20 protein-coding genes are annotated in these 22,264 nt (G+C 56.6%); 8 read left to right on the plus strand and 12 right to left on the minus strand.

From position 1 onward, the window contains the following. The first annotated feature begins 8 nt into the window (after positions 1 to 8). The 3 genes from EI969_RS17635 to EI969_RS17645 all read left to right on the plus strand — a co-directional run bounded on the left by EI969_RS17635 (position 9) and on the right by EI969_RS17645 (position 3,409). Positions 9 to 2,210: a hypothetical protein gene (locus tag EI969_RS17635; protein WP_160388908.1), complete on the plus strand. Its 2,202-nt coding sequence runs from the start codon at positions 9 to 11 to the stop codon at positions 2,208 to 2,210. A gap of 133 nt (positions 2,211 to 2,343) precedes the next feature. After that, entirely contained in the window at positions 2,344 to 2,769 is a 426-nt protein-coding gene (locus tag EI969_RS17640; RefSeq protein WP_160388909.1) for a cell wall hydrolase, read from the plus strand. Positions 2,770 to 2,893: 124 nt separating this feature from the next. After that, on the plus strand, positions 2,894 to 3,409 hold the full coding sequence (locus EI969_RS17645; protein ID WP_160388910.1) for a DUF2514 family protein: 516 nt from the start codon (positions 2,894 to 2,896) through the stop codon (positions 3,407 to 3,409). Positions 3,410 to 3,425: 16 nt separating this feature from the next. Here the strand turns inward: EI969_RS17645 and EI969_RS17650 are convergent, their stop codons facing one another. Beyond that, positions 3,426 to 4,196 (minus strand): hypothetical protein, encoded by a 771-nt coding sequence (locus tag EI969_RS17650; protein ID WP_160388911.1) that lies wholly within the window; start codon positions 4,194 to 4,196, stop codon positions 3,426 to 3,428. A 322-nt stretch (positions 4,197 to 4,518) separates the two neighbouring features. Between EI969_RS17650 and EI969_RS30610 the strand changes: the two genes are divergently transcribed. Continuing rightward, positions 4,519 to 4,650 (plus strand): hypothetical protein, encoded by a 132-nt coding sequence (locus EI969_RS30610; RefSeq protein ID WP_256678325.1) that lies wholly within the window; start codon positions 4,519 to 4,521, stop codon positions 4,648 to 4,650. A 28-nt stretch (positions 4,651 to 4,678) separates the two neighbouring features. On the opposite strand, the gene EI969_RS17655 is transcribed toward EI969_RS30610, so the two are convergent. The 3 genes from EI969_RS17655 to EI969_RS17665 form a co-directional block, all read right to left on the minus strand. Beyond that, positions 4,679 to 5,851: a hypothetical protein gene (locus EI969_RS17655; RefSeq protein WP_160388912.1), complete on the minus strand. Its 1,173-nt coding sequence runs from the start codon at positions 5,849 to 5,851 to the stop codon at positions 4,679 to 4,681. Positions 5,852 to 6,020: 169 nt separating this feature from the next. Continuing rightward, positions 6,021 to 6,230 (minus strand): hypothetical protein, encoded by a 210-nt coding sequence (locus EI969_RS17660; RefSeq protein ID WP_160388913.1) that lies wholly within the window; start codon positions 6,228 to 6,230, stop codon positions 6,021 to 6,023. 319 nt (positions 6,231 to 6,549) lie between these two features. Then, a complete protein-coding gene (locus EI969_RS17665; RefSeq protein WP_160388914.1) occupies positions 6,550 to 7,440 on the minus strand; it encodes a hypothetical protein in 891 nt (296 codons plus the stop codon). Between the two features lie 426 nt (positions 7,441 to 7,866). Between EI969_RS17665 and EI969_RS17670 the strand changes: the two genes are divergently transcribed. Further along, the gene (locus EI969_RS17670) at positions 7,867 to 8,880 is read left to right on the plus strand and encodes a hypothetical protein (protein ID WP_160388915.1); all 1,014 of its coding nucleotides are present in this window, start codon (positions 7,867 to 7,869) and stop codon (positions 8,878 to 8,880) included. Positions 8,881 to 8,947: 67 nt separating this feature from the next. Here the strand turns inward: EI969_RS17670 and EI969_RS17675 are convergent, their stop codons facing one another. Continuing rightward, positions 8,948 to 9,157 carry a hypothetical protein gene (locus EI969_RS17675; RefSeq protein WP_160388916.1) on the minus strand — a complete coding sequence of 70 codons (210 nt, stop codon included), beginning with the start codon at positions 9,155 to 9,157 and terminating at the stop codon, positions 8,948 to 8,950. 542 nt (positions 9,158 to 9,699) lie between these two features. Between EI969_RS17675 and EI969_RS30805 the strand changes: the two genes are divergently transcribed. Further along, positions 9,700 to 13,290, plus strand: a complete 3,591-nt coding sequence (locus EI969_RS30805; RefSeq protein ID WP_160388917.1) for a calcium-binding protein — start codon at positions 9,700 to 9,702, stop codon at positions 13,288 to 13,290. A 154-nt stretch (positions 13,291 to 13,444) separates the two neighbouring features. After that, positions 13,445 to 13,666, plus strand: coding sequence for a hypothetical protein (locus tag EI969_RS17685; protein WP_160388918.1), 222 nt, complete (start codon positions 13,445 to 13,447; stop codon positions 13,664 to 13,666). Between the two features lie 50 nt (positions 13,667 to 13,716). On the opposite strand, the gene EI969_RS17690 is transcribed toward EI969_RS17685, so the two are convergent. The 7 genes from EI969_RS17690 to EI969_RS17720 all read right to left on the minus strand — a co-directional run bounded on the left by EI969_RS17690 (position 13,717) and on the right by EI969_RS17720 (position 19,934). Continuing rightward, entirely contained in the window at positions 13,717 to 14,145 is a 429-nt protein-coding gene (locus EI969_RS17690) for a DUF2628 domain-containing protein (protein ID WP_160388919.1), read from the minus strand. Between the two features lie 189 nt (positions 14,146 to 14,334). After that, on the minus strand, positions 14,335 to 15,120 hold the full coding sequence (locus EI969_RS17695; protein ID WP_160388920.1) for a transporter substrate-binding domain-containing protein: 786 nt from the start codon (positions 15,118 to 15,120) through the stop codon (positions 14,335 to 14,337). An 81-nt stretch (positions 15,121 to 15,201) separates the two neighbouring features. After that, complete coding sequence (gene copD / locus EI969_RS17700; protein WP_160388921.1) at positions 15,202 to 16,131, minus strand: copper homeostasis membrane protein CopD; 930 nt, start codon at positions 16,129 to 16,131, stop codon at positions 15,202 to 15,204. A 3-nt stretch (positions 16,132 to 16,134) separates the two neighbouring features. Next, complete coding sequence (copC, locus tag EI969_RS17705; RefSeq protein WP_160388922.1) at positions 16,135 to 16,506, minus strand: copper homeostasis periplasmic binding protein CopC; 372 nt, start codon at positions 16,504 to 16,506, stop codon at positions 16,135 to 16,137. 47 nt (positions 16,507 to 16,553) lie between these two features. Continuing rightward, a complete protein-coding gene (locus tag EI969_RS17710; protein WP_160388923.1) occupies positions 16,554 to 17,417 on the minus strand; it encodes a copper resistance protein B in 864 nt (287 codons plus the stop codon). Between the two features lie 10 nt (positions 17,418 to 17,427). Further along, a complete protein-coding gene (locus EI969_RS17715) occupies positions 17,428 to 19,128 on the minus strand; it encodes a copper resistance system multicopper oxidase (RefSeq protein ID WP_160388924.1) in 1,701 nt (566 codons plus the stop codon). A gap of 80 nt (positions 19,129 to 19,208) precedes the next feature. Continuing rightward, on the minus strand, positions 19,209 to 19,934 hold the full coding sequence (locus EI969_RS17720) for a murein L,D-transpeptidase catalytic domain family protein (protein WP_160388925.1): 726 nt from the start codon (positions 19,932 to 19,934) through the stop codon (positions 19,209 to 19,211). 85 nt (positions 19,935 to 20,019) lie between these two features. Between EI969_RS17720 and EI969_RS17725 the strand changes: the two genes are divergently transcribed. Then, on the plus strand, positions 20,020 to 21,765 hold the full coding sequence (locus tag EI969_RS17725) for a murein L,D-transpeptidase (protein ID WP_160388926.1): 1,746 nt from the start codon (positions 20,020 to 20,022) through the stop codon (positions 21,763 to 21,765). The last annotated feature ends 499 nt before the right edge of the window (positions 21,766 to 22,264 follow it).

The raw sequence follows: 22,264 nt of genomic DNA on the forward strand, positions 1-22,264 counted from the left end.
GAACAACTATGCAACCCATTCAGTTCTTCGCCGCAAGAGCCGAAGACGGTGCCCTATTGCCTGATGCAACCGTGGATGTGTTCGCCCATGGTACTCAGGACCGCGCCGTCTTGTTTTCGGATTCGGCGGGCACCGTTCCGCTTGAGAACCCCTTTCGGGCTGATGCCAACGCCCGGGTGTTCTTCTATTCGACGACCGACCACATCGATATTCGAATCAGTCGTTACGGCTATGTAGCGCCGATGTTGCTCGATATTTCGACTGTGGATGTGGCTACAGCCGTTGAGCAGGTTCGAGGGGAAATCGATCAGATTCTTGATCAGGCGAGAGATGATTTCGAGAATTTGCTGCAGCACTCTGGTTACGAAACTGTTTTTCTTGCTTATGCCGGGGGCGTAGTTGTCCAGCGCCAAACTCAGCTGGTGCAACGTGACGGCGAACTTTATCGAGTGGCCGACCAGGCCACGCTCCCGCTGACGCTCACTGGAACCTGGTCGATCGATAAGCTGAAGCTTTTTGCTGTGGGTGACATCTCACTTCGCCAGGTTCTGATGAGTGCATTAGGCGCTGAGAATGTTTCGATCAAGGCACCGGGCGTCAACACAGTTGTGCGCAGTCTCGCCAGCAAGGTTCAGCGCGAAATTGAACTGGGCGACTACGTGGCTGGCGGTCTGGACGACACCGTGCAGTTCCAGAATATGCTTAGCGATATCGGCAACAAAACGACTTATCGCATGATCTCCATTGGCGGCCTGTCTGCCAGTTATTCCGGCACCACACCGCGGGTAATTGTTAGGTCTGGTGACTACGCCATCAGCGACTCGTTGGTGCTTCCGTCTTATGTGAACCTCGAAGGCGAAGAATGCCTGATCGCGCAGAACGGCGGCGTGACCAAGGACATCTTCAGCGGCGTGGCCTATCTGTGGCAGATCCAGGGCTTCAACCTGGCCGGCGGGCGCAACCCGATCAGTTTCAGCAATAACAACATTAACTCGGCCATGGTCGAGATCAAAAATTGCGACATTATGCTGGCCGATGGTTTCGGGATTAACACATTCGCCACCGGAACAGATGCCCTAGGCAATGCATGGTCCCACCTGTCTACCGAGTGCAACCTTCACAAGGTGCGGATTCTCACGTGCAAGCAAGCGATCAACAACGCTTGCGACCACATGACCGTCAGCCAGAGTTGGATTCAGCAGGATAAATCCAACATGGCGCCTTCGTCGCCCGCCATTATCAACAAGGGTATTTCCGCCAGTGACCCGAACGTCCTAACTCGCCTGCACATCAAAGATTCGTTCCTGATCCCGAACGTCGGAACCGGCGTGGGTCGCTTGTCTGGCGTGCGCTGGATCGACAACTATGGCAGTTTCAACGCCTCACACACACGCTTTGGCGGCGAGGGTGGCGGCATGACGATTTTGCACCACATCGGGGCGCCCAATACCCAGTTCCCCTGGAACAGCCAAGAGGTTGGGTTTTTCAGCTGCTTCCTGTTCTCCGGCCCGGACGGTGTTCCTGAAAGCTGCGTGATGGCTATCATGGGGCAGATCCCGAATCGGTTTGTTATGCGGGACTGCACCGGCCCGGTGTCTGGGCCGATCATCGCGAACCTGTCGTCGACCAACATCCCGGCCTATATGGCGGCATTCGAAGCGGCAACCGGGAGAAAGGCCTATGAATACTTCAAGGTACTCATCGACAACGTGAGCCACGACCTGAACTCCTACACGCCGCAACGCCAGATCATTCCGGCATCGCTTCTGCCGTATTCCTTGCGCGGGCGTTCGACCAAGATCCGCAAGACCAACCAGTCTATGGCTACAGGTTTGGCAGTAGTAACCAACATTGTGTCATTCGCTACGATCGTAGACGACAACGTGGGGGCGTTCTCGCTGACCACCCCCGATCGACTGCTTATGCCAAATGGCTGCTCCAAAATGACCATCAGCGTTTCGGTGATCATGGCAGTGGATGGCGCGGCGAAGTATATCGCCGTTGAGCTGGTCGATTCTGGGGGCACCTATTTCGACGGTGAAGGCGAGCCGAAGGGCATAAACCCGGATAAGGACCGTATAAAATGTGTGTTCAAGGTGTCCGGGGTCCCGGGGCAGTACTGGCGGTTGCGCATCCGCCACAACGCGGCGGCGCCACTGAATATGGATGATTGCCAAGTCGATATTTCGCCGAACGACTACCAGGGATGATGGAGGCCAGCGACACACGAAAAGTACATCGTTAAGTGGTGCCCAGATGAGTAGCCGCCTTGAGCGGTTTTTTTGTACCTGAACTTTGAAGACCCGCCTTCGAGCGGGTTTTTTTTATGCCTGGAGAAAAGTGATGACTGTATCCGATAGAGACCGCGACATTCTCGCCCGCACGCTGTGGGGTGAGGCTCGCGGTGAATCCCTGGCCGGCCAGATCGCCGTGGCCTGTACCATCCGCAACCGCGTAAACGACGGCAAGGACAAGTCGTGGTGGGGGGAGGGCTATGCCGGCGTGTGCCAGAAGCCCTACCAGTTCAGTTGCTGGAACAGGAACGATCCGAACTTCGCCTACCTGAGTGGTGCGAAAAAGATTCCGTTCCGCGAGCTCGCCCAATCGCGGATTGCCGCTGACCAGGTGATAGATGGAAAGGTGCCGGATCCCACCGGTGGCGCGACCCACTACTACGCGACCACCATGCCGAGGCCGCCGGGTTGGGTAAAAGGCGCCAAGGAAACGTTGAGGCTCGGCCATCACATCTTCTTCAAGGACGTGCCATGACAGCCTGCAGTAGATAGTCACAAATGCGGGTAACTGGAGCTGGGGCGCTATGGTTCGAGAGTCCTTGCTGTAAACATGCCGCTGTTGTCCAGACTGTGGATCTGTCTGATCGAGAGGAGGAGTGATGCTGACATCGGTACAAAAGCTATTCGGTTTGTTGGCGATGGTTGTCCTGCTAATCGTTGCCGGCGCGGCCTCGGCTTGGAAAGTGCAGGAATGGCGGTACGGCAAGCAACTGGCGGACCTCGTAGCGGTTCAGGCTCAAGGCGTTGCCCAGGCTGAGCGCTTGGCACGGGAAGAGGAACAGCGCCGCCAGTCGGCCGTTGATAGGGTGAAAATCGATGCGAAAGAACAGTACAAAACTGCAACTGCTCATGCTGCTGATGCTGATGCTGATGCTGCTAGCGAGCGGCTGCATGTCGCGGCGGGCAAATTCATCGCAGGAGCCAGTGGCAGCACCTGCGATTCCAATACTGCCAAGCGAGGCGCGACAGCAGCTCGCGCCGCTATGGTGCTCTCCGACCTGTTCCAGCGGACTGACAAGAGAGCGGGAGAGTTGGCGGCAGCATATGACCGCGCCAGATTAGCGGGGCTGGCGTGCGAGCGAAGTTATGATGCGCTCAGGCTGCGATTTAAATAAAAAGTTTCTAAAGTTACTACACCACGGGTTTCTGCAAAATAGTAATAGTAGCTTCATGGTCTTTGAGTTTTGGGTCTACATTTATCAAGTGAGGTATGTTCAATTCGAGTAGCAAGTGGTGCAGTGCAACAAATCTTTGAGTCGAAGGTTTGGTTTCTAGGCTGCCCACGGTGAATGTAACTCCTTCATCTGTTTCGTTGAGTTGGACACACTCGCCGGGAAGACATCCATTTGGAGTTGGGCAGAAATTGACGTTGGATGTTCGCATTAGATTCAAAAAATTAAGTGCGTAAAGTTGCGATTCTGTATCCGCAACAGAGAAAATTCTCACGTTTGCAGGTGGCTCTGCCCTGAAGAGATCTGACTTTAGAAGTGAGGATAGCTGATCAATTTGGTCTTTTGTTAGTTGCCTTGTAGCCTGCAACTTATGAAGTCGTTCGTTGACTTTTGCTGCTTCAGCTTTAGCCTCCTCTGCTTGTTTTTTAAGCTCAGCTGTCTGCTGTTCGAGTTGAGCGGCACGTTCATTCGCCTCTGCGGCTTTGAGTGTTGCTTCAGCCGATCCGCGTTTAGCTTCTTCCGCCCGGGCATCAGCAGCTTTTGAAGCTGCTGATGCTTGTACCACCGCGGTCTCATTATTTGATTGGCGAATTTCTGAATACGTATCACGAACTGATGTAGCCCACATAGCTCCAATTGTTGCTAGCAATACAAGGATTGAGCCTACAACTAACCCAACGTTCGACCATCCAAGGAGTTGGTCGGCCGTTTTTGAAGAGAGATCGAACATAGATTTACTCCGTTATCAAAACCGTAAATTTGCTTGCGAAGGTTCAGCATCAGTTCAAGCGGCGTCACCTTCTATGACCATGCTTTCGCCTCGAACCGGCAACAGACCTTCCCAGATGACGTTCACTTTTCTCAACCCTTCTTCAGAAGCAGGCGTCGACGCGTTCCACGTGGGCTTTCAGTGTAACCAGTGTTTTGGATTTTGCTGGCGACCGCCGGGGGACGGTTAGGTCACCCGGTGATCAGATAGTTCTCTAAAAAACTGACCGCAGCCATTCTCAAAGTTAACTGTATATTCGTACAGTTTCTGGATGTCGAGCGTCATGAGCTATTCCATTTTTGGGCCGATTGCCGAGGGCGGTCGAAAGCTGCCACTGTGCCTGCTTCAAGTTCCGGCCTGCTTTACCTCGCCAGCAACGATCTATGTCGATCCTGCGGGCAAGTTCAGTTGTTAATGTGTGCTTGATTATTTAGAGGTGTCGATTATTTTTGAGTTGGGATTTTATCTATAATTAATTTTACTAGTTCTTGGATGTTGATTGGGATATTGTCTGGGAGATTACTTCCGTTTTCTTGCATGCCAAAAATTTTAGCTGCGACATCCGATTTTATCTTGTTTTGTTCATCAGTGGGTAAGGTGGCGATATATGGGTTAATCGCTCTCAGGTCTAGCGAAATTCGTCTATTGATGTGTTCTTGGTTTCTATGTTTCGCTGATTCTCTTGCAAGATATGCGGCGGGTACTGAAAGAGCTATAGCTGTAAATATTTTAAAAATTGATTGTTTCCAGTCAAATGCGTTGAATAGTGATTCAAAAATCGATATGCACAAAAATACTCCTGTCAATGTCATGCATGCTAATGACCAATTTCTCATTTTGTTGGCAGATTTATTTTCTGTCTCGGCTGTGTCTGCATAATCTACCAATAATACTTTGGTAGCCGTCTCTCCGAGTAGTTTGTGAATTTTGTCGTTGCTATCTTTGCTGCTCTGGACAGCGTCTTCTGTAATTTTTGCGGCTTTATCTAATTCTTTTGCTAAGACTTGATTAAGTTCGTAAATAATAGATTTGAGTTGCTCTATTTCATCCGTTAATTTCAATATATCAGCATTGGACTTTTTGTATTCTGAATGACTTCTCTGTTTTAGTTGCTCAATTTCATCGGATCCCTTGGATATATCTCTTATGAAGGTTTTGATTTCGGATTCTAATGTTGCTTTAAGTTCGATTAATTGCTTTTCATTGATTGAGATTGAATCTTTATTGGAGTGGTGGTTCTCAGGACCTTGGAGGTATTCTTCACGGGGTCGATAGAATGGTCCAGAGTCGATTTTCTCTAATAGTGTCAAAGACATGTTTGAAAGTTTATTGGCTGTAGAAATTGCCGCTTGTTCGTGATTTGTATTTTGGGCGATGCCGGACGCAAATTTATAAGCCGAAAGGCCAAAGGCTCTAGCGCTGTTAATTGCGGAGATAGTATCGTCTGGAGAGTTTGATATGTGATTTGATAGATTTTTTATTTCGATGCCTAAATTAGAAATGTTCTCGGTGTCGAATTTGGAAAGGGTATTGGAGGGGAGTTGCTCTAGAAGTGTTTCTTTGAGTTTGTATATTGAATCTATGCTTTCTTTGTATATGTCTAGTGGCTTTGGCATTCGAAATGTCTGCATTGAAATGTGATTGTTCGGGTCTGAATTTAGACCCGTGGGACCATTTTTTATGTTGCTAGAAACTGACGTGAGACAAGGAGAAAAAACGACCTGAGCTCATACAGGTTACGAAGTCGTTTGCAGTATGTCCATGCTCTGCTTTGTTCGATAGCGGTTACTCCGGCGTCATCATCACCGCGAGTGTCATCTTGATGAACTCCTCGTTGTGGTCGATCACATCTAGGGCGCCGCGCACGTTGACGGCGACATCCGCGGCTCCGCGCTGATCAACCCAATTTGTGAGCTCCATGATTGCGGCTTCCAGGGCGAGTAGGTTTTTATTGATCCTTAACAGCAGGGAAGGGAGCAGGTCAGTGTGTGGCATCGCGAATCCTCCGTGAAGAACTCAGCGTAGTAGTCGAATTTTGGGTGAGTGACCAAGAGTCGACTTTCCCAGGCTATAAACGAAGAACCGGTAGTGCCCGTGACAGGTCTGTCTCACAGCTCGCTAGTGTCAGTTCAGGGCACAGGTAATCTTAGGGCATTTTTAGGGCATGACGGATGCCGCTTCAGGCCTATTTAGGCCTTAATTTTTGTACGAAAGGCCCAATATATGTTTTATCTGGCCTACGCGGTGTTGGCCACGGCTGTGTTGCAGATCTGGATCAAGTCAACGGCTTGAGCGGCTCCCTGGCGCAGGCAGATCATTTCGCGGCTTCTTTCATCAAGAATTCGTATGCCTCGTTGGTTTTGATGATCGTGCTTGTTGACCAGTATGAGTAACCGAGAACACGAGAGTCGGTTGCCATAATCCCCGTCGTTGCATTCAACGCCAGCCGCATGGCCTCATCTAAAGTATGCCCTGGCCAAGTTTGACGGTAGGCTGCCAAGCCCAGCACAATTGGAATTTTCAGATTTTTCATTTTGCCGATACTGTACTTCTGAAACTTGCCGGGCCCGGTATAGTTGTCGAATGCCTTGCAGTTGGATGCTGGGCATTTACTGTATGCCTGCAAAGAAACATAGTCTGCCGCAGCAAGTGGAATCTCAATCTCTCCAATATGGCTAGTGTGAGTAGTGATACCCACCGGCATGTCCTGCTTGATGGATTTGACCCGATCCTTGAAGTCTTGGAACGCGGCGATGTGACTGGTGTACCCGCAAGGTGGGTGAAGCTTCCAGTCACCTTCAAGATCCAATTCAATAGCATCTATACCCTTGACAATTAAGGCTGGCACGGGGCCCGAGTCAGGATCTAGTAGTGCATTAACAGCGGCCTTCGTCGGCGGGAGGTAGACCGTCGCAATGATATACATGTTTTTCTGTTGAAGAGTATGCGTCAGGGTCTTGAGTTGGTTAACAGTTGAACTGGGTTTGGGAAGCGTTGCAAGAGAACACTTCGATACTACGGTGGGGGTGTCGGTCAACATGATGTGTACTCGACGCATACCCATATCTTGAAGTTTTTTGATCAACGAATCCTGAACTTTGGCAGGATTCTTCCACCATATGCCGCGCCCCTTTAGCACTTCATTCAAATCAGCAGCAGAAACTCCAAGCGAGAGCCCCATGAGACATATCAGTAATTTTGACATTGCATCACCTCCTACGGGCATCACTGAGTTAGCGTAGTTCACCTTTGGAGATTGCAATTTTTGTATTAACAACCACGCCCCTCATGACATGAGGGGGCTCGCCCTAACCGCTGGGCGACCCCACCCCCCTCTGGAAGGCTTAGTTCGCACGAGGCGCTGGGGCATTCGGCTCATAAAGACAGGTAAAAAACAACGTAGCTACTCTTCGCCATCGATCTGTCCTCCGACAGCTTTTGGCCGACTGTTGCCAACCATGAACGGTAGCTATCGACCTAGGGTTGACGATCAGCAGGCACAATATCCCGTTTAGTCATCGATTTTTGGGTTACCACCAGATTGGTGGCAAAAAATGGGCAATCTGCTATTACGTATGTACCCACCATTTCAGTGGATCGCGGGCCAACTTGACCATACAGGTGCACCAAGATGCGAAATTCACTTCTCCTTTTACCGCTCCTTCTTCAAGTATCAGGCTGCACAACCTTCAGCGGTCCAGGCTCAGATATTGGATGGACAGATGCCGTTCCACCTGTTGGGAATGGTGTTGGACGCAAGGTAGAAACAAATCATCGTGTTAAGTCCCTTGGCCAGGCAGCATTTCAAGTGACGCCAGACCAACTAGAAATTCTCCCCACATATAACGCGGTGAGTACAGAAGAAAATACTAAGTACTCGGCTGGCGCTAACGCCGTGTTCAGCCAGATAACCGCCGACGCCAAAATCGAAAGATCTACATCTAATCTTAGCCAATCGAGTGATTGGAAAATTGTTCAGCTCAAAGATTTTTCGACTGTCGTACTTGATAAAGAATTTGCATATAAATGTTTGACGGCAAAAGAATACAGCTACGAGGTTATTCAGAAAACTTCAGGCAACGTTAAACTTGATGCTTCAAAAATCGCTCAAGCATTTGGTGTGACCGCTGCTGCGGTAGAGGTCAGTGCTAGCCCGGACAAACCAAACCACACAAAGGTCACAATTGCTGAGCCCAATGTGTGCCTATCTTTTGTTTCTGCAACACTTGAGCGAGCTCGGTGGTTGACCAGATATGATGGCACTAGGAGCTTGCGCCTAGATGGTGCCAAAAAATTCACTTTAAATATTAATGAACCTGGCCCCACCGTGGAGCCAGATTTTGGAAAGAGAGCGGTTCAGACAAAACCTAGATATCAACTTTATGCGGGCGAAGCCGGAGGTAAGGCAACTCTAAATGTAATGATAGAAGACAGGGAAACACACCAAGAAGTTCCTACAAAGATTTTAAAAGAAACTTTGCCTGGGGTGTGGAAGCAAAGCTATAAGGTTCATACCTTTAATGTGGAGGAGGATATTTACGCGATAATGTCTCTTGATATTGAAGCCAAGCGAACGGCTGACAATAAAATTGTAGTAACGTATGCCGAGTTGTCTTCCCCAGAGTACAAGCTAAAACGCGACTGAATTACTGTGCAGCTACCACAACTATTACTGCGCAGTGATGAGTATGGCCAGAACCAACTCACCGCAGTCACTCAGGTGTCATCAGCACTGCGAGCGTCATCTTGATGAATTCTTCATTTTTGTCGATGGCCTCCAGGGCACTGCGCACGTTGTCGGCGACGTCGGCGGATCCGCGCTGCTCGACCCAGTTCGACAGCTCCATGATGGCAGCTTCTAGAGCGAGTTGGTTTTCGTTGATCTTGAACAGCAGGGAAGGGAGCAAATCTGAGGTTGGCATGGTGTTTCCTCCGTGAAGCATTCAGCGTAGCAGCCGAAGGCTGAATGGGTGACTTGCTGCCCCCTTTCCTCAGCAAGTTTCAGCTCCGTTCAAACCGAGAACCGGTAGTGCCCCTGACAGGCCTGTCTGACACCTTGCTTAAAAGTTGCTACAAAAAGAAGCAATAACACAGTCTGAGCAAGGCTGGCTGGGGCTGTGGTCGATGGCTACATCCAATCCATCATCGGCGCGACGGAAAAACGGCGGGAGAGCGGGGCGATGCAGCGTTGGCTGCGGACATTGGGAATCTGGAAGCGGTGAGGCCGGGAGATGGAGGAGTTCATCAGTATTAGCCAGATCAAGGCGCAAACGGGAATGACGTCGCGTTGCTAACTCACACAATCGCCTTGCCGGAACACACCACTACAAAATCCTGCTTGCTCGGATCCCTTACAAAGCGGCCACCTAGCCGACAAACGAGCTAGCATTCTGATGGCACCCATCTAATCTCATCTGACAAATTCCCCCCGTCCCACCTCGTCCCCCTCCAGAAGGTGTGTGCCATGCCCAATTTCGGTGAAACTCTGATTAACACCACGACTCCAGGCGATCAGGAAGATCCGAATATCTATGGGCTAATCGACGGTGGTTTTGTCATCGCCTGGCATGGCAATGGTCTTGGCGATGCCACTGGAATATTCACCCAGCGCTACAACGCCAGCGGTGCCAAGGTGGGGGGGGAGGCGCTGGTCAACACCACGCTGGCGGGCGAGCAGAGTCAGCCTTCGGTAGTCGGGTTGTTGAACGGCGGTTACGTTGTGACCTGGTCTGGCCTCAATACCGGGGGGGCTGATTGCATCTTTACCCAGCAGTACGGCGCCAGCGGGGCCAAGGTTGGTGGCGAAACTGTTGTCAATACAACCACGGCGGGCTTTCGCGATTCCCCTGAAATTACTGCGCTGGCCGACGGTGGTTATGTGGTGACATGGGGGGCAGAGGAGACCCCTGGCGACTTCGGGTCTTATCTGCAGCGTTTCAATGCCAGCGGGGTCAAGGTCGGTGGGGAGGTTCACATCAACACCACTACGGTGGGGCCTCAGGATTTTCCGCAGATTTTTGGTGTGCCCGACGGTGGTTACCTGGCGGTGTGGGAGGGGAGTGGGCCGGGAGACGACTACGGCATCTTCACCCAGCGCTTTAACTCGGCTGGCGCCAAGGTCGGTGTGGAAACCCTGGTCAATACACCCTCTGCGGAGATTCAGTCCGAGCATATGGTCGCCGTGCAGGCCAACGGCAATTACCTGCTCATCTGGGAGTCTTACCCTAATACGGTTACCGGAGTGGAACAAAGAGACGTATTTTCCCAGCTCTATAACTCCGCCGGCGGCAAGATCGGTGCGCAGACCCGGGTCAATACCACGACCCCTGGTGGTCAGGGGGAGCCTCACGTTTCGGCAATGTTCGACGGTGGCTACCTGGTCACTTGGGTGGGCAATGGCCCGGGTGATGTCGATGGCGTTTTCACTCAGCGTCTTAATGCCAGTGGCGTTCTGGTCGGGGCGGAAACCCGGGTCAATACGACGGTAGCGGGCGACCAGGTCATCACGCGGGTGACCACACTGATTGATGGTGGTTATGTGGTTGTCTGGGAGTCGATCGGTCAGGACGGCGCAGGTTCAGGCACTTACTTCCAGCGTTTCGACGCAAGCGGCAACAAGTTGACCGGTCTGCCGGGCGATGCCGCGGCCAACGTGCTGACCTGGGCGGGGGTGGGAAGCGTGGTCATCGATGCCGGGGCGGGGGATGACACCCTCACGGGCGGCAGTGCAAACGACCATCTCAACGGCGACGCCGGCAACGACACGCTCAACGGCGGTGGCGGCGCAGACCGGATGACCGGCGGCGACGGCTCCGACACTTACTTCGTCGATAATCTGTTCGATGTCGTCAGCGAAACCAACGCCGTTGCGGCTACCGGTGGCATCGATACGGTCAACAGTCTGCTGGCGACCAACGTCCTCGGCGCCAACGTGGAAAACCTGCGCCTGTTGGCCACGACTGCCGCGAACGGTACCGGCAATGCGTTGAACAACACGATCTTCGCCGGTGCCGGCAACAATATCCTCAATGGCGGCGATGGCGTCGATACTGTGTCCTACGCTTTTGCCACCAGTGCGGTGACGGTCAGCCTGGCGGTCACCACCGCCCAGGCCACGGGTGGCTCCGGCAGCGATACGCTGCTGGCCTTCGAGAACCTGACCGGCAGTAACTTCAACGACACCCTGACCGGCAATGCGGGCGCCAACACCCTCAACGGCGGTGCCGGCGCAGACACGCTGATCGGTGGTGACGGTTCGGACTCCTACGTTGTCGATAATGTCGGCGATGTGGTCAGTGAAACCAATGCTGTCGCCGCCACCGGTGGCACGGATACGGTCAGTAGCTCTCTGGCCGCCTACACCCTGGGCGCCAACGTGGAAAACCTGCGCCTGCTGGCCACCACCGCCGCCAACGGTACTGGCAATACCTTGAACAACACGCTGTTTGCCGGGGCCGGCAACAACATCCTCAATGGCGGCGATGGTGTCGATACCGCGTCTTATGCCTTTGCCGCCACTGCGGTGGTGGCCAGCCTGGCGGTGACGACCGCCCAGGCAACGGGGGGCTCGGGCAGCGATACGTTGCTGGCCTTCGAGAACCTGGCCGGCAGTAACTTCAACGACACCCTGACCGGCAATGCGGGCGCCAATACCCTCAGTGGCGGCGCGGGCAACGATGCCCTCAATGGCGCTGCCGGCAATGACACCCTCGATGGTGGTGCCGGTGCAGACACGCTGGTCGGTGGCGACGGTTCGGACATTTACATTGTCGATAACGTCGGTGATGTGGTCAGTGAAACCAACGCAGTTGCCGCTACCGGCGGCACGGATTCTGTCTATACCACCCTGGCGAGCTATATCCTCGGCGCCAACGTGGAAAACCTGCGCCTGATGGCCACAACCGCTGCCAACGGCACCGGCAATACCTTGAACAACACGCTGTTTGCCGGGGCCGGCAACAACATCCTTCATGGCAGCGATGGCATCGATACCGCGTCTTATGCCTTTGCCGCCAGTGGGGTGGTTGCCAGTCTGGCGGTCAGCACCGCCCAGGCCACGGGCGGCTCGGGCAGCGATACGCTGCTGGCCTTCGAGAATCTGGCCGGCAGTAATTTCAACGACACCCTGACCGGTAATGCGGCTGCCAATACCCTCACTGGCGGCGCGGGCAACGATGCCCTCAATGGCGGTGCCGGCAATGACTCTCTCGATGGCGGTGCCGGTGTAGACACAATGGTGGGGGGCGACGGTTCGGACATCTACGTTGTCGATAACATCGGCGATGTGGTCAGTGAAACCAACGCGGTTGCCGCCACCGGCGGCACGGACACTGTCTATAGCTCGCTGGCCGGTTATACCCTGGGCGCCAACGTGGAAAACCTGCGTCTGCTGGCAACCACCGCCGCCAACGGTACCGGCAATACGTTGAGCAACACGCTGTTTGCCGGTGCCGGCAACAACATCCTCAATGGCGGCGATGGTGTCGACACCGCGTCCTACACCTTTGCCGCCAGCGCGGTGACTGCCAGCCTGGCTGTGACCACTGCCCAGGCCACCGGCGGTTCGGGCAGCGATACGCTGTTGGCCTTCGAAAACCTGACCGGCAGCAATTTCAACGACAGCCTGACGGGCAACACGGCTGCCAACACCCTCATCGGCGGCGCGGGCAATGACGTGCTCAATGGGGGAACCGGTAACGACCTGCTGATCGGCGGGGTGGGGGTTGACCAGCTCACAGGCGGTGTCGGAGCCGACCGCTTCGACTTCGATGCCTTGAGTGAAATGGGCCTGGGCACATTGCGCGATGTGATCGGGGATTTCAAAACCGCCGAGGGGGACAAAATCGACCTGTCGACCCTGGACGCCAACGTGGCCACCGCCGTCAATGATGCCTTCAGCTTTATCGGGGCGAACGCCTTCAGTGCCAATGCGACCGGGCAGGTGCGCTTCGCCGGCGGCGTCCTGTTCGGCAGCACCGATGCCGACACGGCGGCGGAGTTCGAGATTTCCCTGGTGGGTGTTGCCACGTTCGCGGGCACAGACCTGATTGCCTGATCGTGCCTCGCCGGGGCTCTATGGAGCCCCGGTGCACAGGGTTCCTGAACCGATGCTGTCGCCACGCAACATTTCATGATGCCCGGCACGGACGAGGCCTAGGATGAAAGCCAAATGTCGTGTCCTCCGCGCCTCAGCCCACAGGAATGAAAAAATGATCGCAAACCTGGTCAAAGTCTCGCTGATCGCGGGTTCCGTGCTATTGAGCGCCTGTTCCGCTGTGAGCACTCAGCGCGACTATTCGGCCGACTCGGTGCAGCCGGCCGGCTTTGGCCCGGGGCCCACCAACAGCAACGCCAACAAGATGAATTTCCATGGCAGTGCGCTGGGCAATAGCTTTGGCGAGTACAGCTCGGGTTTGCTGCACGACGATTGACCGGTGGCGCAGCGCTGGCGTGATGTCCACCGCTGCGCACTGGATCAGGCTCAGATCATCCTCAAGCCTTCGAAAGGATTCCAGCCTTGCGAGCCTTTTACCTGTTTCAGGTAGTAGGCGTAGTTGGCGCTCAATCCGTACATGAGTGCAAAGACAACGTTCATGCCGCTGTTGAAGGCCTTGGGTGCTTCTTCATAACCCAGCAGGGCGAAAACCACTGTCAGGGCAACGGATATGGCAACGATGATCGCGATGATCGCCAGGTTCTTTTTCCACAGTCCAAGCACGAAAAAATAGATCGGCCCGAAAAAAAACGCGATGAGGTTCAGGTTGATCAGGAGGCGCTTGCGCGCTGGCAACTGTTTGAAAGCCAGTTTGAAATCCGGGCTTTTGGGGCCGCCGTGCTGATCAAAAAAAGCGAAGCGTTCTTGCCATTTCGGGCTGACATTGTAGGTTTGCAATTCATCCGTGCTGCTCATGATCTGTCCTTTTTTGAGGTGCTGCCCGGTCGAGGCATCGACCGGACTGTCGTTCGGTGAGAGAGTAGTTTCAAACATGTAACGAGAATTGACAAGGCATGACCAAAGGCCTTGGCCTGCGGTTCTCGCGTCAGGTCTTGTTGGAAAACGGCCTGACGGCGGTCACCCATTCCAGTCGCAGGCACGCCGTTATTTGCCCTCGGGCACCGCCAGCCACTGCCGCAGAATCTTCTGGTAATTGCCGGTCACCTTGGCCAGGTGCAGCCACTGATCGACGTACAGCTTCCAGGTGATGTCGTCGCGGGGCAGCAGGTAGGCTTTTTCGCCGTATTGCATGGAGTGCGTCGGGTTGACTGCGCACAGGCCGGGCTTGAGCTTCTGCTGATACAGCGCCTCCGACGCATCGGTGATCATCACGTCGGCTTTTTTATCCAGCAGTTCCTGAAAGATGCTGATGTTGTCGCGCAGCTGCAATTGCGCCCGGGGCAGGTAGGCGTGGACGAACGCTTCGTTGGTGCCGCCGGCAGGTTCGACCAGGCGAACCGCAGGCTGGTTGATCTGTTCGACGGTCTGGTACAGCGCCTGGTCTTCGCAGCGCACCAGCGGGATTTTGCCGTCGACGTCCAGGGTGGTGCTGAAGAAGGCTTTTTTCTGCCGCTCCAGGGTGACCGAGATGCCGCCCATGGCGATGTCGCACTTGCCGGCGAGCATGTCGGGCATCAGGGTTTTCCAGGTGGTGGGCACCCACTCGACCTTGACGCCCAGGCTCTCGGCCAGGCTGCGGGCCATGGCGATGTCGATGCCGGAATACTCGCCGTCTTCGGCCTTGAAAGTGTAGGGCTTGTAGTCACCGGTGGTGCAAACGCGCAGCTGTCCCTGTTGCATGACGCTGTCCAGGTGCGAAGGTTCTGCCTGGGCGCCAAGGGAGAGTGCGAGCAAACCGCCGAGCATCATTGCTCTGTTGATTGTCTTCATTGTCATCGGACTTTTGTGCTGGGGTGGTTTTGAAGGGGGGAGTGTAGTGAAGTTTTCAGCGCTGTGAAAAATCAACACCCGCTAAAAGCCGCTCATTTCCCCTTCCGGGCTCAACGTCCCCAACCACGCCACCAACCCCACAATCACCAGCGCCGCGGCCATTTCCACCACCACGCTGCGCCGAAGTGCGTGGGCCGCCGCGCGATGTTGGCCGTCGCGCAACGACCGCTCCAGCAAGGGGCCGAGATGGAAGCGGTTCAGTGCCGCCAACACCAGCATTCCGGCAAACAGCAGTACTTTTATCGCCAGCAGGATTCCGTAGTGGCTGAGCAGAACCTCTTCGAGTTTCGGGCCGACGATGAACAGGTAGTTCACCACGCCCGTCACGCTGATGATCACCACGATCAGCGCACCGACTGGCTCGAATCGCTTGACCGCGCGAACCAGCAACCCTGCGTGCGCCCGGGTTGGCAGGGCGCGGGTTTGCGCGAGCAACACAAAGGCCAGCAACGCACCGAGCCAGGCGCCCGCTGCCAACAGGTGCAGGATGTCCGCCAGGAAGTGCCAGAAACGGCGACTGCCTTCGTCCATGGCGCCATGCCCGCTCCAGGCCAGGCTGGCGAGGGCGATGCCGCCGGCCGTGGCGGCGATCAGCAGGCTGCTGGTGGGGGCGCGCGGGTAAAGCATCAACGCCAGCCCCGCGACCACCAGCGCAATCATCCGCACGACCCAGGCCAATCCGACGTCGGTCTCGAACAGCATCATCTCGAGGTGCGGACGCAATTGGGCAACGTCTGATTCGCCGCTCATGGCGCTGGCCATCAGCACCATGCCTGCGCTGGACAGCAGTGCACCGACTCCCGCAGTTCCCGTCAGCAAGCGGCGAAAGGGCAGCCCGGATAGCCGCTCCTGCCCTCTGAAGCTGTACAGCCCGAACAGCGCGACGCCAAACAACAGCATCAAGTCCACATACAGCACAAACCGCAGCACGACATTGGCCGAGTCGCTCATCGATCATTTCACTTTGAACGTGACGTTGCCGGTGATCGGGTGGGTGTCCGACGACACCGCGCGCCATTCGACCTTGTAGGTGCCGGCAGTCAAGGGCGCTGTCGGTGTGATGAGCATGGTCTTCGGATCACTGCTGGCGCTGACTTTGGCCTTGACCGGCATCGGGGCGTGGGCCATGCCGGACATTTCGGTCATCAGCAGTTTTGCCCCGGAAAACTGGGTGACGAGGTTTTCGGAAAAGTGCAGTTCGATCTTGTCCGGCGGGGCACCTGTCGCGCCTTCCGCCGGGGTGGAGGCGAGCAGTTTCGGGTGAGCTTGAGCGAGGGTGCTCATGAGCATCGCGATAACGACAGCGGCGGGTTTTATGTGGCGCATGCAAGGTCCTCTACCGCTTGAAGCGGTTGTTGTTGGTTTGGGGGTGTTCAGAACCACATCCGCACACCGAGCACCAGGCGTGTTTCGCTGCGGTCCTCGCCTTCGTCATTGGCAAAGTCGGCGGTGTTGCCGTAGGTGCGGTTCCAGGTCACGCCGAGGTAGGGCGCGAATTCCCGGCGGATTTCGTAGCGCAGACGCAGGCCGGCTTCGGTGTTGGACAGCCCCGCGCCGATGCCCCGCTGCGGATCGTTTTTGCCGTAGGCGTTAAGTTCGACGGTCGGTTGCAGGATCAGCCGATTGGTCAGCAGGATGTCGTAGTCGCCTTCCAGCCGCACGGCGCTCTGGCCGCCTTCGCCGATGAAGGCCGTCGCTTGGGCTTCGAAGTTGTACAGCGCCATGCCTTGCACGCCGAGCGCGGCCCAGGTTTGCGGGGCGCCGGGTTTGAAGTCCTGGCGCACCCCGCTGACGACGTCCCACCACGGGGAAATGGCGTGGCCCCACAGGGCCTGGATTTCCGCGTCCTCGGTCACGCCGTTGCTGCGTTCGCCTTCGGAGCGCAGCCACAGGCGATCGATGTCACCGCCGACCCAACCGGACAGATCCCAGGCCAGGGTGCTGCCGTCATCGGCGTCCTGCCATTCGAGTTTGTCGGCGAGGAAAAAACTGTTGAGCGCGCTGTCATGTACGCGGTGACCGGCGGGATCGGCATACACCGCCGCGCGATCGGCATCGGTCAGCAGCGGGATGGGCGTACGGCTTTCGCTGGGTGCGGCGGGCTGCATCCGGCCTTCGTCCATGCTCTGCATCTGGCCGTGGTCCATCTGGCTGTGATCCATGCCTTGCATGTCATCGTTGGCGGCCATCGTCGTGGAGGTCGCGAGTGCGATAAAAAACGGGGTGAATCGAATCATGGGGTGCGCCTCATTCTTCCACGCGAACTTCACGGAACATGCCCATTTCCATGTGGTACAGGAGATGGCAGTGATAGGCCCAGCGGCCGAGCGCATCGGCGGTGACCCGATAGCTGCGCCGGGAACCGGGTGGCATGTCGATGGTGTGTTTGCGCACCATGAACTGGCCGTTCTCGTCTTCGAGGTCGCTCCACATGCCGTGCAGGTGGATGGGGTGCATCATCATCGTGTCGTTGACCAGCACGACGCGCAGCCGCTCGCCGTACTTGAGGCGCAGGGGCTGTGCGTCAGAGAACTTCACGCCGTTGAACGACCAGGCGAATTTTTCCATGTGGCCTGTCAGGTGCAGCTCGAGGGTGCGGCCAGGCTCGCGGCCGTCCGGGTCTTCGAAGGTGCTGCGCAGGTCGGCATAGGTGAGCACGCGGCGACCGTTGTTGCGCAGGCCCATGCCCGGGTCGTCGAGTTTCGGTGAGGTGGACATGGCTTGCATGTCCACCAGCGGGTTGTCGGTTTCCGAGGCCGGGTGGGACTGCATGCCGGGCATGTCGGCCATGTTGCTGTGATCCATGCCCGCCATGCTGCCGTGGTCCATGCCGGCCATGCCCATGTCGTCCATGGTCACCAGGGGGCGCGGGTCCAGTGGCGGCAGCGGTGCAGGCAGTCCTTCCTTCACCGCGAGGGTGCCGCGTGCGTAGCCGGTGCGATCCATCGCCTGGGCGAACAGGGTGTAGGCCGCTTCGGTCGGCTCGACGATGACGTCGAAGGTCTCCGCCACGGCAATGCGAAACTCGTCGACGCTCACCGGTTTGACGTGCAGGCCATCGGCAGCGACCACGGTCATTTTCAGGCCGGGGATGCGCACGTCGAAGTAGCTCATGGCCGAGCCGTTGATGAAGCGCAGCCGCAGTTTTTCCCCCAGGCGGAATATCCCGGTCCAGTTCATGTCCGGCGCCTGGCCGTTCAACAGGTAGGTGTAAGTGGCGCCGCCGACGTCCGCCAGGTCGGTGGGGTTCATTTTCATTTGCGCCCACATGGTGCGGTCGGCGACGGTCGGCCCCCAGCCCTTTTCGCTGACGTCGTGGATGAAGTCGCCCACGGTGCGCTTGTTGAAGTTGTAGTAGTCGGACTGTTTTTTCAGGGTCTTCATCAGGCCGACCGGGTCTTCGTCGGTCCAGTCGCTGAGCATCACCACGTAGTCGCGGTCGTACTGGAACGGCTCCGGGTCCTTGGCGTCGATCACCAGCGGGCCGTAGACGCCGGATTGCTCCTGGAACCCCGAATGGCTGTGATACCAGTAGGTGCCGTTCTGGCGCACGGTGAACTGGTAGACGTACATGCCGCCCGGCTCGATGCCCTTGAAGCTCAGGCCTGGCACGCCGTCCATGTTGGCCGGCAGCAAGATGCCGTGCCAGTGGATGGAGGTGCTGTCCTTGAGTTTGTTGCGCACCCGCAACGTCACCGTATCGCCTTCACGCCAGCGCAGCAGCGGGCCGGGGATGCCGCCGTTGATGGTCATCGCGGTGCGTGGGTTGCCGGTGAAGTTGACCGGGGATTGGCCGATGACCAGGTCGAAATCGCTGCCGGCCAACACCTGCGGTTCGCCGGGACTGCCGAGCGCCCAGACCGGTGTGCGCCATAACCCGAGGCCGCCGAAGAGCCCGCCGATGGCCAGGCCTTTGACGAAGGTGCGTCTTGAAGTGTGGGAGTGCATGCCGTGTGTTCCGCCCGTCAGCCTGTTGAACTTGTCGACGAGGCTAGCGAGCGGTGCCTTTCAGCAGCCTGAGGCGGGGATTACAGTTTTGACAGGTTGGACGTCGTTTTCTGGCTTGAAGCGGGTTTTTCCCTCGAGGCCACGGTGTCGCCGCAGTTGATGTAGGAAGACGACTTCAGCCAGCGTTGGTCCGGGTAGTAGGAAAACAACAACTGCCCGTCCTTCATCGAGTCGATCAGGCGATGGGCGATTGCCGGGCGGACGGCCGGGCAACCCAGGCTGCGGCCGATGCGGCCATTGGCGCGGGCCAGCACCGGGCTGACATAGGGCGCGCCGTGAATGACGATGGCGCGGTCAAAGGCGTTGTCGTTGAAGCCGGGCTCCAGGCCCTCCATGCGCAGCGAGTAACCGTTCTGGCCGCTGTAGCTTTGCTGGGTGCGGAACAGGCCGAGGCTGGTGGCGTGGCTTTCGTTGCGGTTGGAGAACAGCGTGGCCATGTTTTCACCGCTGTTGCGGCCATGGGCGACCAGTTCGTGAAACAGCAACTTACGCCGCTTAAGATCAAAGACCCACAGGCGTTGTTCGGTCGAGGGCAGGGAGTAATCGATCACTGCCAGCCGTTGGGCCGGGGCGACACCTTGGGCGCGGCTGCATTGAGTTGCGCGAACGGCCAGGGCAATCACTTTGGCGTCGGCGCCTGGTGCTGCTTTGACCAGCGCGTTTTCAAGCGAATCGGCGTAGGCTGACGTTACTGAAAGGCACGTCAGTAAAATGGCAAATAAAAGGCCAAAGCGGTTTAGCGCCATAGTCGGGTCTCATCATGATAATTTCGAGTCTAGCTAGCAGCGAGCGGAAAGCTAGTCGGTTGAAACGGGGGATTAAGGATTATCCATGGTGCAATTAACAAGGTCATTCGTCATAAGCCGCATATTTTTTATGGGCTTTCTGATCAGCGGTGCAGCGATTGGGCAAACGTCGCCGATTGAGCCGGTATCTGCGACAAGCAGCACAATCGACGCCGCGGCGCCCGACGATGCGCTCGGCCAGGCCATTCAGGCATCGCTGGAACCGCTGCGCTCGGCCTTTCCGCCGTTGCTCACGTCCAGGCGCAATCAGCGTGTGGATATCAATCGGGTGGTGCTGGATTTCTATATGCACCGCAACTACCGCGCCGCGTGGACGGATGATCGGGACGTGGCGCAGTTGCTCAAGAGCCTCGAAGACACCCGGATCGACGGCCTGAACCCGGCGGATTTTCGCATCACCGAACTGGCCCAGGCCCATGAGTCGCTGGTGGCGGCCATGCCTTCCACGGCACAAAGGGTGATGTTCGACATGGCCGCCACCCGCACGTTCATCACCGCGCTGCTGCAACTGCGGCGTGGCAAGGTCGATCCGTCGCGGCTGGACATTCACTGGAATTTCGACCCGGCCGGCGGTGATGCCCGCGAAGACATGAACAACCTGTTCGCCGCCCTCGATGCCCATGACGTGGCACGTGCATTCGCCGATGCGCCGCCTCAGGAAACGATCTACCGCAATTTGCGTGAGGGCCTGGCCCGTTTGCGCCAGGTCCGTGAGGCGGGCGGCTGGCCGAAAGTCGCCGAAGGTCAATCGCTCAAGCCCGGTATGGACGGGGTGGCGGTCGCACAATTGCGTGCGCGTCTGGTGGCGGGCGGTTACCTGGACCCGCAAGCGTCGAAAAAGGCCGGCTACGACGACAAGGTCATTGCCGCGGTGAAGAAGTACCAGGTCGAGCAATACCTGGGGGCCGATGGCGTAGCGGGGGCGGCGACGCTGAAGGCTCTGAACGTGCCGGTCGAGGCGCGGATCGATCAGGTGCGGGTCAACATGGAGCGCGCCCGCTGGTTGCTGTACAAGCTTCAGGGCACGTTCGTGATCGTCGATATCGCCGGGTACAAGGTGGCGATGTACCGCGATGGTCTGCCGATCTGGCATTCGCGGGTGCAGGTCGGCAAGCCGGTGCGCAGCACGCCGGTGTTCCAGGCCGAAATCACCTACATCACGTTCAACCCGACCTGGACCGTGCCGCCGACCATTCTCAAGCAGGACGTGATTCCAAAGGTCCAGAACGATCCGGGCTATCTGGCCGCCAACCGGATTCGCGTGCTTGATCGCGAAGGCAATGTGCTCAATCCGTCGGACGTTGACTGGAGCAACCCACGGGGCATCCACCTGCGTCAGGATGCCGGGCCCGACAGTTCGCTGGGGCAGGTGGTGATCCGCTTCCCCAACGACTATGCGATTTACCTGCATGACACGCCGCACCGCGAGCTGTTCGCGAAAACGGTCCGGGCCACCAGTTCAGGCTGCATCCGTGTGGAAAATCCGCTGCAACTGGTCGAGTTGTTGTTCAACGATCCGGTGCGTTGGAACAGCGCCGGGATTCAAAAACAGTTGGCCAACGGCCGGACCGAGAACATCCGGCTGCCGGTGAAAGTACCGGTGTTGCTGGCCTATTGGACCGTGGACCTGAGCAATGACGGGCGGGTGACGTTCAAGCCCGACATTTATGATTACGATGCCCGGGTGTTGCAGGGCTTGAGCCAGCCGACCAAGTTGCCGCCCCTGGATCTGCGTCGGGCAGAGGTGCCGTTGGTGGTGACGGGACAGTAAGCCCCTTGTAGGAGCCAGCCTGCTGGCGATGGTCGTTAACGATAACGCGTGCTAACCGGATAAACGCAGCGCGCTCGAGCCCATCGCCAGCAAGCCGGCTCCTACAGGTGAAGCTCAACGCTGACTTTTGTAGGAGCTGGCTTGCCAGCGATGGTCGTTAACGAAAACGCGTGCGAACTGGATTAACGCAGCGCGCTCGAGCCCATCGCCAGCAAGCCGGCTCCTACAGGTGAAGATCAACGCTGATTTTTGTAGGAGCTGGCTTGCCAGCGATGGTCGTTAACGATAACGCGTGCGAACTGGACAAACGCGGCGCACTTGAGTGCATCGCCAGCAAGCCGGCTCCTACAGTTGAAGATCAACGCTGACTTTTGTAATTGGATGGACTCGCCCAAGCCGAGGCGTCAATGCGCCACGGTGGCAGTCTAAACAGCCATCGACAGCGAGGGCGAGTCCATGAAAAATCATAGTTCGTTTGATCAATCCGTGTCTCCTTCCG

It is taken from the genome of Pseudomonas sp. PB101 (genome assembly GCF_009764265.1).
GTDB lineage: Bacteria > Pseudomonadota > Gammaproteobacteria > Pseudomonadales > Pseudomonadaceae > Aquipseudomonas.

Excerpts from the sequence above, each read along its gene's own strand:
- EI969_RS17725 (WP_160388926.1), top strand. The coding sequence starts at position 20,020 with ATGGTGCAATTAACAAGGTCATTCGTCATAAGCCGCATATTTTTTATG.
- EI969_RS17670 (WP_160388915.1), top strand. The coding sequence starts at position 7,867 with ATGCGAAATTCACTTCTCCTTTTACCGCTCCTTCTTCAAGTATCAGGC.
- EI969_RS17715 (WP_160388924.1), bottom strand. The coding sequence starts at position 19,128 with ATGCACTCCCACACTTCAAGACGCACCTTCGTCAAAGGCCTGGCCATC.
- EI969_RS17655 (WP_160388912.1), bottom strand. The coding sequence starts at position 5,851 with ATGCCAAAGCCACTAGACATATACAAAGAAAGCATAGATTCAATATAC.
- EI969_RS17710 (WP_160388923.1), bottom strand. The coding sequence starts at position 17,417 with ATGATTCGATTCACCCCGTTTTTTATCGCACTCGCGACCTCCACGACG.
- EI969_RS17645 (WP_160388910.1), top strand. The coding sequence starts at position 2,894 with ATGCTGACATCGGTACAAAAGCTATTCGGTTTGTTGGCGATGGTTGTC.
- EI969_RS30805 (WP_160388917.1), top strand. The coding sequence starts at position 9,700 with ATGCCCAATTTCGGTGAAACTCTGATTAACACCACGACTCCAGGCGAT.
- EI969_RS17660 (WP_160388913.1), bottom strand. The coding sequence starts at position 6,230 with ATGCCACACACTGACCTGCTCCCTTCCCTGCTGTTAAGGATCAATAAA.
- EI969_RS17650 (WP_160388911.1), bottom strand. The coding sequence starts at position 4,196 with ATGTTCGATCTCTCTTCAAAAACGGCCGACCAACTCCTTGGATGGTCG.
- EI969_RS17640 (WP_160388909.1), top strand. The coding sequence starts at position 2,344 with ATGACTGTATCCGATAGAGACCGCGACATTCTCGCCCGCACGCTGTGG.
- EI969_RS30610 (WP_256678325.1), top strand. The coding sequence starts at position 4,519 with ATGAGCTATTCCATTTTTGGGCCGATTGCCGAGGGCGGTCGAAAGCTG.
- EI969_RS17720 (WP_160388925.1), bottom strand. The coding sequence starts at position 19,934 with ATGGCGCTAAACCGCTTTGGCCTTTTATTTGCCATTTTACTGACGTGC.
- EI969_RS17695 (WP_160388920.1), bottom strand. The coding sequence starts at position 15,120 with ATGAAGACAATCAACAGAGCAATGATGCTCGGCGGTTTGCTCGCACTC.
- copD (WP_160388921.1), bottom strand. The coding sequence starts at position 16,131 with ATGAGCGACTCGGCCAATGTCGTGCTGCGGTTTGTGCTGTATGTGGAC.
- EI969_RS17635 (WP_160388908.1), top strand. The coding sequence starts at position 9 with ATGCAACCCATTCAGTTCTTCGCCGCAAGAGCCGAAGACGGTGCCCTA.
- EI969_RS17675 (WP_160388916.1), bottom strand. The coding sequence starts at position 9,157 with ATGCCAACCTCAGATTTGCTCCCTTCCCTGCTGTTCAAGATCAACGAA.
- copC (WP_160388922.1), bottom strand. The coding sequence starts at position 16,506 with ATGCGCCACATAAAACCCGCCGCTGTCGTTATCGCGATGCTCATGAGC.
- EI969_RS17665 (WP_160388914.1), bottom strand. The coding sequence starts at position 7,440 with ATGTCAAAATTACTGATATGTCTCATGGGGCTCTCGCTTGGAGTTTCT.
- EI969_RS17685 (WP_160388918.1), top strand. The coding sequence starts at position 13,445 with ATGATCGCAAACCTGGTCAAAGTCTCGCTGATCGCGGGTTCCGTGCTA.
- EI969_RS17690 (WP_160388919.1), bottom strand. The coding sequence starts at position 14,145 with ATGAGCAGCACGGATGAATTGCAAACCTACAATGTCAGCCCGAAATGG.